At 71.1% G+C, this 14,133-nt stretch carries 17 protein-coding genes and 1 pseudogene; 8 read left to right on the top strand and 10 right to left on the bottom strand.

The features are described from left to right. Nucleotides 1-331: 331 nt before the first annotated feature. The 3 genes from ACIGYR_RS16795 to ACIGYR_RS16805 all read right to left on the bottom strand — a co-directional run bounded on the left by ACIGYR_RS16795 (nt 332) and on the right by ACIGYR_RS16805 (nt 4,696). A complete protein-coding gene (locus tag ACIGYR_RS16795) occupies nt 332-739 on the bottom strand; it encodes a hypothetical protein (protein WP_399600248.1) in 408 nt (135 codons plus the stop codon). A 211-nt stretch (nt 740-950) separates the two neighbouring features. Continuing rightward, nucleotides 951-3,542 carry a tetratricopeptide repeat protein gene (locus tag ACIGYR_RS16800; RefSeq protein ID WP_399599973.1) on the bottom strand — a complete coding sequence of 864 codons (2,592 nt, stop codon included), beginning with the start codon at nt 3,540-3,542 and terminating at the stop codon, nt 951-953. A gap of 182 nt (nt 3,543-3,724) precedes the next feature. Further along, the gene (locus ACIGYR_RS16805; RefSeq protein WP_399599976.1) at nt 3,725-4,696 is read right to left on the bottom strand and encodes an SDR family NAD(P)-dependent oxidoreductase; all 972 of its coding nucleotides are present in this window, start codon (nt 4,694-4,696) and stop codon (nt 3,725-3,727) included. A gap of 55 nt (nt 4,697-4,751) precedes the next feature. Between ACIGYR_RS16805 and ACIGYR_RS16810 the strand changes: the two genes are divergently transcribed. After that, complete coding sequence (locus ACIGYR_RS16810; RefSeq protein WP_399599979.1) at nt 4,752-5,174, top strand: MerR family transcriptional regulator; 423 nt, start codon at nt 4,752-4,754, stop codon at nt 5,172-5,174. 189 nt (nt 5,175-5,363) lie between these two features. Here ACIGYR_RS16810 and ACIGYR_RS16815 read toward each other — a convergent pair whose 3' ends face one another. The 3 genes from ACIGYR_RS16815 to ACIGYR_RS16825 are packed head-to-tail and all read right to left on the bottom strand — an operon-like array spanning nt 5,364 to nt 6,981. Then, nucleotides 5,364-5,744, bottom strand: coding sequence for a hypothetical protein (locus ACIGYR_RS16815; protein WP_399599980.1), 381 nt, complete (start codon nt 5,742-5,744; stop codon nt 5,364-5,366). Continuing rightward, entirely contained in the window at nt 5,744-6,415 is a 672-nt protein-coding gene (locus ACIGYR_RS16820) for a hypothetical protein (RefSeq protein WP_399599983.1), read from the bottom strand. The genes ACIGYR_RS16815 and ACIGYR_RS16820 overlap by 1 nt, the downstream gene beginning before the upstream one ends. Beyond that, the gene (locus ACIGYR_RS16825; protein WP_399599986.1) at nt 6,406-6,981 is read right to left on the bottom strand and encodes an RNA polymerase sigma factor; all 576 of its coding nucleotides are present in this window, start codon (nt 6,979-6,981) and stop codon (nt 6,406-6,408) included. Before ACIGYR_RS16825 ends, ACIGYR_RS16820 begins: the two co-directional genes overlap by 10 nt. 152 nt (nt 6,982-7,133) lie before the next feature. Between ACIGYR_RS16825 and ACIGYR_RS16830 the strand changes: the two genes are divergently transcribed. The 7 genes and pseudogenes from ACIGYR_RS16830 to ACIGYR_RS16860 all read left to right on the top strand — a co-directional run. Continuing rightward, entirely contained in the window at nt 7,134-7,622 is a 489-nt protein-coding gene (locus ACIGYR_RS16830) for an Asp23/Gls24 family envelope stress response protein (protein ID WP_391843117.1), read from the top strand. 43 nt (nt 7,623-7,665) lie between these two features. Further along, nucleotides 7,666-7,866 carry a hypothetical protein gene (locus tag ACIGYR_RS16835; RefSeq protein ID WP_391842235.1) on the top strand — a complete coding sequence of 67 codons (201 nt, stop codon included), beginning with the start codon at nt 7,666-7,668 and terminating at the stop codon, nt 7,864-7,866. Next, the gene (locus ACIGYR_RS16840; protein WP_399599989.1) at nt 7,863-8,267 is read left to right on the top strand and encodes an Asp23/Gls24 family envelope stress response protein; all 405 of its coding nucleotides are present in this window, start codon (nt 7,863-7,865) and stop codon (nt 8,265-8,267) included. Before ACIGYR_RS16835 ends, ACIGYR_RS16840 begins: the two co-directional genes overlap by 4 nt. Nucleotides 8,268-8,319: 52 nt before the next feature. Continuing rightward, nucleotides 8,320-9,003: a DUF6286 domain-containing protein gene (locus ACIGYR_RS16845; protein ID WP_399599990.1), complete on the top strand. Its 684-nt coding sequence runs from the start codon at nt 8,320-8,322 to the stop codon at nt 9,001-9,003. 28 nt (nt 9,004-9,031) lie between these two features. After that, nucleotides 9,032-9,640, top strand: a complete 609-nt coding sequence (locus ACIGYR_RS16850; protein ID WP_399599993.1) for an alkaline shock response membrane anchor protein AmaP — start codon at nt 9,032-9,034, stop codon at nt 9,638-9,640. 477 nt (nt 9,641-10,117) lie between these two features. After that, nucleotides 10,118-10,372 carry a hypothetical protein gene (locus ACIGYR_RS16855; protein ID WP_399599995.1) on the top strand — a complete coding sequence of 85 codons (255 nt, stop codon included), beginning with the start codon at nt 10,118-10,120 and terminating at the stop codon, nt 10,370-10,372. Nucleotides 10,373-10,436: 64 nt separating this feature from the next. Beyond that, nucleotides 10,437-10,532, top strand: a pseudogene (locus ACIGYR_RS16860) (IS5/IS1182 family transposase); the annotation flags it as partial. 77 nt (nt 10,533-10,609) lie between these two features. Here the strand turns inward: ACIGYR_RS16860 and ACIGYR_RS16865 are convergent. The 4 genes from ACIGYR_RS16865 to ACIGYR_RS16880 form a co-directional block, all read right to left on the bottom strand. Continuing rightward, complete coding sequence (locus ACIGYR_RS16865; RefSeq protein WP_399599998.1) at nt 10,610-11,362, bottom strand: hypothetical protein; 753 nt, start codon at nt 11,360-11,362, stop codon at nt 10,610-10,612. A gap of 46 nt (nt 11,363-11,408) precedes the next feature. After that, entirely contained in the window at nt 11,409-12,401 is a 993-nt protein-coding gene (gap, locus tag ACIGYR_RS16870) for a type I glyceraldehyde-3-phosphate dehydrogenase (protein WP_399600000.1), read from the bottom strand. A 120-nt stretch (nt 12,402-12,521) separates the two neighbouring features. Then, complete coding sequence (locus tag ACIGYR_RS16875; RefSeq protein ID WP_399600003.1) at nt 12,522-13,478, bottom strand: GlxA family transcriptional regulator; 957 nt, start codon at nt 13,476-13,478, stop codon at nt 12,522-12,524. A 145-nt stretch (nt 13,479-13,623) separates the two neighbouring features. Next, nucleotides 13,624-14,097, bottom strand: a complete 474-nt coding sequence (locus tag ACIGYR_RS16880; RefSeq protein ID WP_399600262.1) for a hypothetical protein — start codon at nt 14,095-14,097, stop codon at nt 13,624-13,626. Nucleotides 14,098-14,133 lie beyond the last annotated feature (36 nt).

Raw genomic sequence — 14,133 nt, forward strand, 5'->3', positions numbered from 1 at the left:
CTGTCACCTGACCGGCGCACCACTCGATGCGCCCGGCGGCTGCCCGGCCAACGCTCTGAGCGCCCGCGTGCTCCCCGCGAGCGCGCGGGCACCGGACGGCACGGGGGAGGCAGAAAGGACACGCTTGCGCTGCCGCGCCACGGCTGTTCCACACTGCTCGGCAAGAAAGGCACCCCAGTTCGGTGGGCCGAGTGGTTCGATCGTGCCGCGTCGCTCGCCAGCGGCGTCGAAGGCCGTAGCGGCGCATGGGCTTTCATCCAGGGCTTCCGACGAACCCCGCCTCCCCAGGCGGTCGACCGCATGAACGAGCCCACAGGCAGCTCGGTTCCGATCAGCGCCTTGTGTCGTCCGTCCACGCCGAGATGTCCGAGGCGCCCCGACGGACCGCTTCTTCCGGATCCCGGGCGAGCTTCTCGCAGGCCGCTGCGACGTCCGGCACACCGTCCGGCCCCACGAGCGCGTCATGTACCCCGGTCTGCAGCCAGTTGGCCTGGCTGTCGTCGGCCTCGGCAACCGCGAGAGCGATGAGCCTTATGGCGGCCACCGTCCCCACCCGGGCCAAGGCCTGGGCCGTCTGTCGAGTCACCGCCGTGTCCTCGACGTCCAGCAGTAGCTTCACCAGCGCTTCTGCAGCCTCAGGAACTTCGGCGAAGGAAGCAAGGTCACGCCCCGAACGAACACGTTGCGTCCACGAAGGAGACGACGCCTCAGCCAAGGCCGCCTGCAGCCCACTCATCATCTCTGGCACGACCAGACGGTCTCATGCCCCACGAAAAGGATCGAACCCGGGGCCTGAAGCTGCTCACCTGCATGATGACGAACATTGAGGCGCCTCCATGCCTGGTTGCGCCCGCGATAGCCGGCACCCGGAAGTACCAAGTCCCCACCGCTGAGGCGGCTGAGGCGACGCCTCACCACCCGCCGGTCAACAGATCGCTACGGGACGGGACTCAGCTGCCGGCGCGGTTGCTCTCATCTGCGATGCCTGTCCAATGCGCGTAACTGAACCAGCTGTTGAAGTACTCCGAGTCATTGGGGCCCCGCACTCTCGCCACGTCGTGCTGCAGCTCGGCGAACGCGGCGGCGGCGCCCGCCGCGTCCCCGGCCTCTCCTCGCCATCGGGCGAGATTGCCTCGGACGGTGAGCGTGTGGGGGTGGTCCGGTCCGAGGGCCCGCCTGACGTCGTCCACCAGTACGGTGAGCGTCGCGACGGCGCCGGCGGCATCCCCAGCCATCCCGCGCCAGTATGCGAGATTGTTCCGGCTGCCGAGAGTGCGGGGATGTTCTGGGCCCAGGACCCGCATCATGTCGTTCAGGAGCTCCGCTATGGCGGCGGCGGCGCCGGCCGCATCCCCGGCCTCTCCTCGCCAACGGGCGAGGTTGTCGCGGGTGGTGAGCGTGTCGGGGTGGTCCGGGCCCAGAACTCGTACCACATCGTGCAGGTGCTCGGCGATGGCGGCGGCGGCGCCGGCCGCGTCCCCGGCCATTCCCCGCCAGAAGACGAGATTGTTGCGGGTGGCGAGGGTATGGGGGTGGTCAGGACCGAGGACTCGCACCATAGAGCCCAGCAGCCCGGCGTAAGCCGTGGCGGCGCCGGTTGTGTCCCCGGCCTCACCCCGCCACTGGGCGAGGTGGGCGCGCGTGGTCAGGCTGTCGGGATGGTCCGGGCCCAGCACGCGCACCACATCGTGCTGCAGCTCGGCGAACGCGGCGGCGGCGCCCTCCGCATCTCCGGCCTCTCCTCGCCACCGGGCGAGATTCGCCCGGGCGGCGAGGGTGTCGGGGTGGTCGGGGCCCAGTACTTGGAGCCGGTCGGCGAGCACTTCACGCAGCGTGGCGGCCGCTCCGGCCGGATCTCCGGCACGCCCCTGCCACCGGGCCAGAAGGCTTCGGGTGGTGAGGGTGTAGTGGTGATCGGCGCCCAGTGTGTGCTGCATGCTGTCCAGCAGTTCGGCAAGCGCCGTGACAGCACCCCTTGCGTCCCCGGCCTCACCTCGATAGTGGGCCAGATTGCTGCGCGCGCCGAAGGCGTTGGGGTGGTCGGGGCCCAGGTAGGCGGTAGTGGTCTTGGTGAGGCGGTCGAAATACGCGCAGGCGGCGTCGACCTGTCCGGCTTCGCCGAGACTTCTTCCCGCGCGGTACAGCACGAGATGAGTGCTGGACTGGTGCAGCGACTGCTCCGCGTAACTGATGAGAGCGGCCGCATTGGCACGTAATGCCTGAGCCAGGACGGTGTCGCGGTCTATCTCGGGCCAGGCCGCGACCAGGGCGTCAGCGGCGGTGCGGGCGGTCTGGCCGTGCTGGTCGGGGGTGAGGGTGTCACGGACGGCCCGCTGGACGAGTTGGTGGATACGGACCGTCGGGTGACCGGGGTCGGGGGAGTGGTCGACAAGGCTGAGCCGACGCAGCGCGCTCAGCGTCAACCGCGCCTGCTCAGCGGTGACGGGGGCCGGCTGCCGTTCGGTGTCGTCGTGGAGAGCGCTGGTGAGATGGGTCAGGACGGGGGCGCTGGTCAGGACGCTTTCCGGGATGCCGTTGGGGTCGAGGAAAGCGGCGAGCTGGAGCAGGGGGCGGCCCAGGCCGGCGGGGCGGAGGGAGTTGGCGCGGTCGACGGACAGGGACCAGGCGGCGTCCATGGTGTGGGGCTGGTCGTCGGGCAGGGCTTCGGGGGCGGCGTCGGCCAGGGAGCGGCTGCGGTCGGACAGCAGTGTCCGGTAGTCGCCCACGGTGATGCCGGTGTCTATGAGGTAAGCGACGGCCTGGGACAGGGCGAGCGGCAGGTGCCCCAGGTCCTTGGCGAGCCCGGTGAGCTGTTCTGCGGGGTCGCGGCGGTCGTGTGCGGCCAGCGCCGCGGTGAGGTAGTTCAGGGACTCGGCTTCGGTGAACAGGCCGACTCGGATCAGTCGGCGGCCGTGGCCGGTCAGGGCGGCGTCCTGGCGCCGGGTGGTTGTCAGGGTTCGGCCGTGCGGGCTGGCCGGCGGCCACAGCCCGCGCATGTCGTTGGGATCGGTGACGTCATCGAGGACTATGAGCCACCGGGCTGGTGTCCCGTGGGCCTTGGGCTCCAGCCAGGCCAGAAAGGCACGTACGGCACTGTCCGGGTAGGCCGGGTCGGCGCCCAGGAGCTCCACGGCAGCCTGCGTGTAACCGGTGACGACTGCCGAGGATGTGCTGGCGGTGATCCAGACCAGTACGTCCACCTGCCCGGTCTGCCAGACGGTGCGGGCGTGGTGGGCGGCCAGCTGGGTCTTGCCGACACCGCCCATGCCCGTCAGCACCTGCCCATGCGCACCGTCCAGCTCCGCCGAGAAGGTGGCCTGGTCACGGGGCAGTTCGTTGTGCAGCCCGGCGGCTTCGCTGCGATGCTGGAAGAAACCCGCCGTTGGCGGGATGGTCCCCACCTGATGCGGCCACGGGGCAGGAGAGCGGGGTGGCGCGGGCGGTTGCCCCTTGCCCAGGACGGGCCCGGTGAAGATGCTGCCGCGGAAGTCGATGTGATCCCCGGCGGCTCCGGCCGGTGGTTGGTGTAAGGAACTGCTCACCTCCACACCTTGCCGCACCGCGACGGAAGTGCGAAACGGTTGGAGCCGATGTCGGCGTCCAGCAAGGCGGAGATCATCCGGCGTGCGACGGTTCCCACATCATCCGGCGCGCGACGGTGCCCACATCAGGCTCTCGACCGCGGCACAGGAGCACACGCCAACGCATGCGCGCCTCGCCCCTTTCATGGGGTGATCGGCCTGGCGCCGGTCGCGGCGAGGGACAGGTCCCAGAGCCGGGCGGCCTCGTCGGGGTCGATGGCGTACGCGCGGACGCCTCCGTCATCCATGGGCTCGTCAGGGGCGGAGACGCGGGCGACGTCGCAGTCCTCCAGGTAGAGCCCGCCGCGGCTGTCGAGGAGCGGGGAGGTGGCGGCCCACAGGCCGGTGGCGGCACCCTGAGAGGGGGTCTTGAAGTCGGCGCCGATCACGTTGCCGTGTTCGTCCACCCACCCGCGGTCGATCTGCGCCTGGAGCGTCATCTCGCGCTGCAGACCGGTGATGATCTTGCCGGGGTGGAGGGCGAACGCTCGGACGCCGTCGTTGTGCCCGAGGGTGTCGAGGTGTACGGCGAACAGGGCGTTGGCGGTCTTGGCCTGGCCGTAGGCCAGCCACTTGTCGTAGCCGGTGCGGAAGTGCGGGTCGTGCCAGCGGATGCCGGTCAGCGTGTGTCCGGCGGAGCTGTTGACGACGACGCGCGCGCCGCCCGCGGCGGCCAGGAGAGGGTAGAGCTCGCAGGCGAGGATGAAGTGCCCGAAGTGGTTGGCGGTGAGCTGGACTTCCCAGCCGGGTCCGACGCGCCGCTCCGGGGTGGCCATGACTCCGGCGACGGCCATCAGGAGGTCGAGCCGGTCGAGCCGGTCGCCGATGCGCGCGGCGGCTGAGCGGACGCCGGCGGGGTCGGTCAGGTCCATGGGGAGGATCTCGCAGCCCTTCACCTCCTCCAGAGCGACACGGGCGACACCGGGGCGGCGGGCCGGAACGATGACCCGGGCCCCGGCGGCCGTCAGAGCCCTGGTGGTCTCCAGGCCGAGTCCGGAGTAGCCCCCGGTCACCACAGCGGTCCTGCCGGAAAGGTCACGGCCGGCCACGATGTCCTCGGCGGTGCTGGTGGCGCAGAAGGGCGAGCCGAGCGGCTGCTGATCGGTAATGGTCATGCCGCTGACGCTATGATCTAGAGCGAGGTCTAGATCAAGTCCCGGAGTGAACGGCATGACGACCACCGAGGCTGCCGCGCAGTCGCTGAGTATCGGCGAGGTCGCCGAGCGGACCGGACTGAGCGTGCACGCACTGCGCTTCTACGAGCGCGAGGGCCTGCTCGTCGGGCCGGTCCAGCGCACGTCGGGCGGCAGGCGGCGCTACACCTCCTTCGATGTCGACTGGCTGCTGATCTGCGTCAAACTCCGCGAATCCGGTATGCCGCTCGCCGACCTCAAGCACTTCGCCGAACTGGTACGCCACGGACCGGGCAACGAGGCAGAACGGCTACGGCTGCTCGACGCCCATCGCCAGCGCGTCGACGCACAGATTCAGGCGCTGGAGGAGTGCCGATCCGTCATCGCCTGGAAGGTCGGCGTCTACGCCGAGCACCTCGCCCGTGGCACAGCCGGCGGGGTCTGGGACCCGACGGCCTGAGGCAAGCGTGGACGGCCGCGTCGTGAGCGCTGCGCCGGCAAGGGTGGCCTGTTGGCCGAACCAGCTCATGAGTTCTCGCAGGTCAGGTCTGTTGTCTGCTAGCTTCCCGCCGTGCCAGACCATCTCCGGGAAGCCGGCGTGCACCACGTGCCCTGGAGCGACGGTTCGCGGGGCCGGTGCGCGCGCTTCTCATGCCACGTCGGGCCGGGCTGCGATGCCGGTCACCGTGACCGCGACGGTGACCGGCTCCGCGGCACCGAGGGCGGCGAGGTGGGAGACAAGGGCGGCACCCACCTGGTCGTGGACGTCCCGGGCGATGTCCAGCGCCCGCCGGCCCTCGGCCAGGACGCAGCGCACCTCGATGTGCCATCCCGAACCGTCCGGCGCCCGGTCGGCACGGATGCCGGCCTCGGGCGGCGTGCGGTGAGGCGTGGTTGTGTCCGCCCGGGTGGGCGCGGCGGCTGCCGCGAGGCGGTGTGCAAGGCGGGGTTGCAGGCCAGCCACGCCGGGGACCGCGAGGGCTGCCTCGGCCGCGACACCGAGGAGCGCGGTGGTGCCGGTGGCGGTCATCACGTGCCACCGCCCGTCGGGAGGCGGGGGCCGAGGGCTGGCCCCGGCTCCAGTACGTCGACCACGGTGATGTCGACGGCCGTCACCGCGAGCCCCAGGTCCTGTCCGGCCGATCGGAGGACCGATCGGCGTACCTGATGGACCCGGTCGGGCAGCGGGCGGTCGAGGGCGGCGGCCAGGGTCATGGTCACCCGCACGTCGGTGCCGTTGCCCTCGGGTACGAGCCGGCAGGCCGCAGCCCTGGCACCGGGGACCGTGTCCGCGGCCTGCCTCAGTACCTTCGCCGCGGCGCTCTCGGCGATCCGAAGTTCGAGGTCCGGGTCGGCCAGGGGCAGCAGCCGCCCGAGCCGGATCTCTGCCCTGACCACGTTCATGACGCGGTCGGCGAGTGCGTGCAGGCCGGGAGGGTCCTCGGCGCGCAGCGCCCGGGTGGCCGCGTTCACCGTGGCCAGTCCCTCGACGGCCTCGCGGCAGTGAGGACAGGACACCGTGTGCGGGTCCACGGCCGGTGCCGCGTCCTGCGCCTGTTCCCAGACCCGGCTGAGCAGGCGGCCGCAGGGCAGTACCTTATCGCCTGCGAACGGGGGCATGTCGGCGGCGGCTGAGCCGTTGCGGGGCCGGTCGGCTCCGGGCGGTTCGGAAGGCCGCGTGTGCGGGTCGTCTAGCGCCATGGGCCCATCGCCTCCTGCAGGGATCGGCGTGCCCTGAACAGTCTGCCGCGTACCGTCTGCTCGCTGCTCCGCGTCACATGGGCTATCTCCTTGTAGGGCAGGCCCTGCACCTCCCGCAGGATCCAGCAGACCCGCTGTCCGGCCTCCAGCTCGGCGAGCGCGCGGGACAGGGCGGCCGTGGCCGCGTCCTGCTCGGCGGTCCGGGCCGGCTGGCTCCATGCATCGGCCGTGGCGGGTTCGGCGACGGTGTCCAGGGGGAGGGGCGGCGGTCGGCGGCGGCGCATGGTCAGGCAGCGGTTGACGGTGATCCGGTACATCCAGGTGCGGAACTCCGCGCTGTGGCGGTATTCCGGCAGTCGCCTCCAGGCGCTGACGAAGGCGTCCTGAACGGCCTCTTCGGCGTCCTGGGGGTTGCCCAGCATGCAGCGGGCCAGGGCCAGGAGGGACCGGCTGTGCCGCTGGACGAGAACGGCGAAGGAGTCCTCGTCTCCCTCGGCCGCCCGTACGGCCAGCAGGCGGTCGGGCAGGTCGCCTCCCAGTTGTGGGGAAGCAGCGCGTTCGGTCATGACGCTCCCACGCAGACTCGGACGAGCGGGTACCCCCACACGGAGCTGTGATGCACGTCACATGTCACGAGCGTGAGGAGGGCGCCGCCTCGTATGTCCAATATGCGACGGGCACCACTCCGGTGTCCGGCCGACCGATCGAGGCGACCGCCATGACGGACAACATGACCAGCGTCGGCGGGGGCAGCCAGCCCGACACCGGCGTGAGCGCGCTGAAGGGGCGGACCGGAGCCGGAGCTCCGGCCGAGACACGGGGGAGGACCACCATCGCGGACGGCGTAGTGGCCAAGATCGCCGGCATGGCCGCCCGCGAGGTACCGGGCATCTACAACCTGGGAGCGGGGATGGCCCGCGCCTTCGGCGCCATGCGGGAACGCGTCCCCGGCGGAGGCGGAGGCGGAGGCGTCACGCGCGGGGTGAAGGTCGAGGTCGGCGAGCGCCAGGCCGCCGTGGACCTGGAAGTCGTCGTCGAGTACGGCGTCCCCATCGGCGACGTCGCCGGCGGCGTGCGCACCAACGTCATCAGCGCCGTGGAGCGGATGACGAGCCTGGAGGTCGTCGAGGTGAACATCGCGGTCGACGACGTCCATCTCCCCGACGAGGAGGAGGAAGCCGAACCGGACCAGGGCCGCGTGAGGTGATCCACCGCCGCGCCCTGCCCGGGCGTGGGAGATCGCGCGCACGGTGACGTACCTGCGCGAGACGGGTGAGTGCATGATGAACGCAGCAACGACGGGCCTCGTGGCGGGCATGGCCCTTGGTTTCGCCGGGTATTTCGGCGGCTTCTGGGCATTTCTGCTCATTCTGGTCCTGGGTACGGCGGGGCTGATCGTCGGCCTCGCCGTGCAGGGCGACCTCGACGTCCGGACTCGGGGGCGGCGGTGAGGACCCGGCCCGGTTCCCCCGGCGAGGCGTCCGGCCCACCGGCGCCGGCCGCCGGCCCGCTGCCCCCGGCCGAGCGGGGCGCTACCGTCATCCCGGACAGAGTGGTCGCCCGCATCGCCACGCAGGCGGCACGCATGGCCCAGTCCCGGCTTGCCGCCGTACCGCCGGACCGGGGCGGGCCGACGGCACCCAGCGCCTCCGCCGCCGTCCGTACCGGATCGGTGCGCCTGCATCTGGCCCTGGACCTGCCCTACCCCACCGACATCCCCCATGTCTGTGAGCGGATCCGGCAGGACGTTGCCGAACGGGTGGCCCAGCTGACCGGCTTGCGGGTGGGAGAGGTCACCCTCACCGTCCGGCGGCTGGTGACCGCCGACACCAGCCGGGGGCGGGTCCGGTGAACGGCCACGCGGCGGCCCTGAGTGCCGGGCGCCGTGCAGAAAGAGGAATCCCATGACACCCGACGCCGGTCCTCCCGGCCGCAGCTCCGCGCCGTCCGCGCACCGCGCCACGGTGCCGCTGACAAAGGAGCCCGATCCACCCGAACGTGACGTGTCCGGCCGTCGCAGGGTCGGTGATCGCGACAGCGGGCACCGAACCCACCGGCCGTGGTCCGCGCGCCGCGTCTCGGCAGCGCTGGTCGCCTCGGTGATCCTCGTGGCGGCGGTCGCGGCGCTGGTCGACGTCGTCGCCGTACGGGCGGGACGCCCGGCGGCGGCCTGGCGACGGCACCTGGCTGACGAACTGGCCACCCGCTCCGCGGACGACGTGTGGATGCTCACGGGCGCCGCCGTGGCCGCCGCCGTCGGCGTCTGGCTGATCGCCCTGGCCCTCACCCCCGGTCAGCGCCGCTGGTTGCCGCTGCGCTCCCCCGCCGACTGCCCCCGGCTGCGGGCCTGCCTCGACCGCGACGGTGCCGCCGGCCTGCTGCGTGACGCCGCGATGCGGGTCCCCGGAGTCGGCGCGACGCACGTCCTGGTGCGCCGTCACCGCATCAAAGCCCGCGCGGAGGTCCGCTTCCGCGACCCCCAGCAGGTGAAGGACGACCTCACCGCCGTCCTCGACGAGGAGCGCGACCGGCTGGCCCTCGCCCGTCCTCCCCGCATCGTCGTACGGGTGCGGCAACGCACCCACTGACCGACAACCGCAGCACCGGGAGCCCGCCATGACGCCGCGATCCACACTCAACCGCAGTCTGCTGGCCCTCGCCGGGCTGGTCCTGCTCGGCGGCGGACTGCTGATCCTCTTCGCCGGGCTCGACCTCTACCGGCGACACGATCTGGTCCCGCCCGGCGGCTGGCCCCTGACCAACCCGGCCGACGTCCTGCTCGGCTCCGCCGACCGGGCCCGCTGGAGCAGCCAGGGCTGGTGGTGGTGGCCCGCGGTCATCGCCGCCCTCGTCCTCGCCGCCCTGCTCGCCCTGTGGTGGCTGCTCGCCCAGCTGAGCCGACGCCGCCCCGGCTCACTGCCCGTCGGCGGCACACCACCGCAGGAGGGCGTCGAACTGCGCGACCGCGCGCTCAGCGACGCGATCAGGGCCGAAGCCGGTGCCCTGCCGGGGGTCGAGCACGCGGCCGTACGCATCACCGGCCGGCCCGCCCATCCCCGCGCCCGCGTCAGGCTCACCCTCACCCCCGAGGGCGCGCCCGGCGCCACTCTCGCTGCCCTCTGCGACGGCCCGCTGCGCACCGCTCGTCGGTCCACAGGCATCCCTGACATGCCCACCGAGATCCGCCTGCAGTCCGTCCGCCACAAGCCGCACCGCGCGGAGTAGGAGGAGACCGACCGTTCCCGTCTCAACCGCACGCATTGCCAAAGCCAGCGGTGAGAAGTCGTGACCAGGTCGAAACTGCCTGGCCACAGGTTCCTGAGACCGTTAATCTCCGTCCATGCGGACCGTCTTCATCTTCCCCGGCGGCGAGATGGCTGCGACTACAGCAACGCTTGACCGGCTGTGCGACGGCCAGGCCGGATACTGGACTGACAGCAAGCTCTACATCAACCTCGAAAACGAGCGCGGGGTGAGCTGTTCGCCGGCTGGGAACCCGACGACGTCCGCCGTCTGGAAGCTGCTCTCGCCCCCCGCCCCTCCTGGACCCAGCAGGTCGACATCTCCGGCCGCATCGATGGCCGACAGGACCCGCGACCAGTAATTCCAGGCGCCCACCGACCCAGCTCTCCCAAGCCAGGTCCGTCGAGGTCTACTCGGGACGCCGTTCGCGCACCATGCAGCATCAGGGAGGATCCACCCATGTTCGACCACGTCACCGGGTTGCGGCCCGAGGAAGCCGCGCGATGGACCGCGCTTGTCGAGCAATGTCGGCCTGTGCTCGCGAACGAGGGGATGGAGGCCGTTCAAGGTCTGCTGGCCGAGCACGACATGAGTGTCATCCAGTCGATCGCGATTACCCGGGCGTTGCTCGGTTGGGCAGAGACACCTCTACTCATTGCCACCGATATCGTGACCACGAGTGCTGCTCGGACGGTCATCAGCGACGCAAACTGAGCTAGGAAGAACAGCACGCGGCAGGGGCACGCGAGAGGAGCCCTGGCCAACGAGCCTGGAGGCAGGCCACCCGCCTTCGAACCGCGAGGCGTACCAGCAGCGCGACACCGTCGAGCGGTGCATCGACCGCTTGAAGCGGTGGCGTGGCATCGCCACTCGCTAGGCGAAGACGGCGACCAGTCATCTGGCCGGACTCCACGTCGCTGGCATCTTTCTGCGGTCTGTCAGGCCCACGCCTCAGGAACAGGAGCGAACCGCATCGTCCCAGACGCCGGGGCTGCGGTAATGGTTCTTGTGCCCCGAGGCAAGTACGTGGCGCAGTTCGGCGAAGTGCTGGGTGTTCATGGGGAGAGCCAGCTGGTCGAGGAGGGCCAGCGCGGCAGGTGGTTCCAGGTCGCCGTAGACGTCGTGGAAGCTCGCCCGAAGACCACGGAAGAGGGCCGAGTGCAGGGCGGGAAGCCGCACGGCGGTGCGGTACGTCGACTCCTTCACCGTCCATCGCACCGGGCCCGAACACTCCAGAACCCGACCGGCTCGGCGGAGCAGGGCTTCCGAACGCTCGGCCACCACGCGGTCGATGTCGTTACCGAGGACCTCGGCGAAGGCCATCGCGGAAGTGGTGTGGTCCTCGAACCAGTCCACCCACAGCGAGTAGGTGACGGCCTCGACGTCCCGGTCCGCCTCCAACCGCTGACGGTAGCCGTCCCACAACACGTCGGCCGGCAGGGGACCCTCCGCACTCTCGTTCGCGAACCGGATCTCGCACGTGACCCAGTATTCGTCGAGGAGGTCCAGCAGCCCGAAGGCCAACCGCACCTGGTCGGCTGCGTCCATGTCTTCGGCGAACACATCGCCGGCCCAGGACTGCGCCACGTGGCTGGCAGTGAGCAACGCGCCCGGCTCCTCGTCGCTCACCCACCCGTCGCGCACCTGGCTGACGCCCTGATCAGCCAGCCAACGCCGCGCCGCCTCCACGGCTTGCAACTCCATTCGGGAAGTATGACAAGCCTCGCAAGATCCGAACGAAACGGCCTGGCTAGGCGAGGAGCTCGAGCGTGTCGATCACGCGGTTCGAGAAGCCCCACTCGTTGTCGTACCAGGCGACCACCTTGATGTGGCGGCCGTCGACACGAGTGAGAGCCGAGTCGAAGATGGACGAGGCCGGGTTGCCCGTGATGTCGGCGGACACCAGGGGGTCGTCCGAGTACTCCAGGACACCGGCGAGCGGCCCCTCCGCCGCGGCGCGGTACGCCGCGAGCACGTCCTCGCGCGTCACATCGCGGGCCACGGTCGTGTTGAGCTCGACGATCGAACCCACCGGGACCGGCACCCGGATCGAGTCGCCCGACAGCTTCCCGTCGAGGTTCGGCAGCACGAGGCCGATCGCCTTGGCGGCGCCCGTCGTGGTGGGCACGATGTTCACCGCGGCGGCGCGGGCACGGCGGGCATCCCGGTGCGGACCGTCCTGCAGGTTCTGCTCCTGCGTGTAGGCGTGCACCGTCGTCATGAACCCGTGCTCGATACCGGCGAGTTCGTCGAGCACCGAGGCCAGCGGCGCGAGCGCGTTGGTCGTGCACGAGGCGTTGGAGACGATCGTGTGCAGCTCCGGGTCGTACGCGTCGGTGTTGACGCCGAAGGCCAGCGTGACGTCGGCACCGTCCGAGGGCGCGCTGACGAGCACCTTCTTCGCGCCCGCGGCGAGGTGGGCACGGGCGGCCTTCGCCGACGTGAACCGGCCGGTCGCCTCCAGCACGATGTCGACGCCGAGCTCGGCCCAGGGCAACTGCGCGGGTTCGCGCTCCGCGAGCACCGTGACGCGACGGCCGTCGACGACGAGGGCGTTGCCGTCCACGGTCACCGGGCGACCGAGCCGGCCGGCCGTCGTGTCGTACGCGAGGAGCCGCGCGAGGGTGGCGGGCTCCGTCAGGTCGTTGACGGCGACGACCTCAAGGCTGCTGTCCCGTTCGAGCAGGGCGCGCAGCACATTGCGTCCGATGCGGCCGAATCCAGTGATGGCGATACGAGTCATGAGTGGTGTCCCTTCCGATCGCCACCAGCCTGCCGCGCCGGGACCGGCCGCGGCCCTGGCGTGAGTGCCACTGTTCGAAAGGATCCCGCCAGACGCGCCGGACCCCTTACGGGCCGCCGACTACTCGCCCTGGGCGAAGGTGCGCCGGTACTCGCTCGGCGCGGTCCCGAGAATGCGCTGGAAGTGCATGCGCAGATTCGCGCCGGTGCCCAGCCCTACGTCGTTGGCGATCTGCTCGACGCTCCGCTGTGAACGTTCGAGCAGCTCACGGGCCATGTCGATGCGGGCGCGCATCACCCACTGCATCGGCGTGTATCCGGTGTCCTCGACGAAGCGCCGCGAGAAGGTACGGGCCGACACCGCCGCGTGCCGGGCGAGCACGTCGAGGGTCAGGGGCTCGGCGAGCCGGTGCAGCGCCCACTCCCGGGTCGCGGCGAACCGCTCGCCGAGCACCTCGGGCACACTGCGCGGCACGTACTGCGCCTGGCCGCCGCTGCGGTAGGGGGCCGCGACCAGACGCCGGGCCGCGTGATTCGACGCGGCCACCCCGAGATCGCCGCGCAGGATGTGCAGGCACAGGTCGATACCGGAGGCGGCACCGGCGGACGTCAGCACGCTGCCCTCGTCGACGAACAGGACGTTCTCGTCGACCTGGACGAGCGGATGCTTCGCCGCGAGCGCCCGCGCGTAGTGCCAGTGCGTCGTGGCGCGCTTGCCGTCGAGCAGTCCGGTCGCGGCGAGCGCGAAGGCACCCGTGGAGATGGCGGCCAGCCGGGCGCCCCGGTCATGGGCGGCACGCAGCGCGTCGACAACGGCCTGCGGCGGATCCTCGCGATCAGGGAACCGGTAGCCCGGGACGAAGACGATATCGGCCCAGGCGAGCGCGTCGAGACCATCGGCGACGTGGTACGACAGCCCGTCACCGCCGGTGACCAGTCCCGGCGCCGCACCGCACACACGCACCTCGTAGGGCATGCTCGCCCGGGTCGTGAACACCTGCGCCGGAATCCCGACATCGAGCGGCTTCGCACCCTCCAGCACAAGGACGGCGACACGATGAAGACGAGAGGAAGGCACGGTCACCAGGGTAGGCAGGACTACGCAACCGCCCCACACACCCTCCGTCACCATCACCACCCGATACGAGAAGAACGCCCAGTCCTACCAGGCAGCCGTCGCCCTCGCAGCCCGGCTGGCGTGGCGTGACACTTGACGGCGCCGGCTACGGGGCGGGGTGGGAATCACGTTCCAACGACCGCCAGGTGTACTGGGCCCACACCAGATCGGCAGGGTCCTCGTGGGTGCAGAACACTCCTGCGGCCGATCCGGCCACGACGGTGAAGCCGTAGAACTCGTGCCGGGGACGCCCGTGGTCGTCCGGGGTCAGCCAGAAGGCGTACCGCAGTCCGCCGGGGAAGGGCTCGGTGAGGCGCTGTGCGGGCAGCTCGTCGGGGGCACCGCTCATCAGGGCGGTCAGGAAGTCCTCAGGGGCGCGACCGGGGACGTCGTCCTCCATCAGGTTCACGGCGACACTGCGGTCCCGGCCGGTGAAATGGTCGGTTCCGTCGGCGAAGGACGCGCCGAGACCGGCGGTTCGCACCACTGACCATCCGTCTCCGAGGGAGGTGCGCACGTCGACCGGAAGCTGGTTCGGGAACCGGCTGAGGACGTGGTCCCGGTCCCAGGTCTCCTCCACGAGGCGGGCGACGGCAGGATCGTGCCCGGTGACGAT

Origin of the sequence: Streptomyces sp. NPDC053076 (assembly GCF_044546845.1) — a bacterium.
GTDB lineage: Bacteria > Actinomycetota > Actinomycetes > Streptomycetales > Streptomycetaceae > Streptomyces.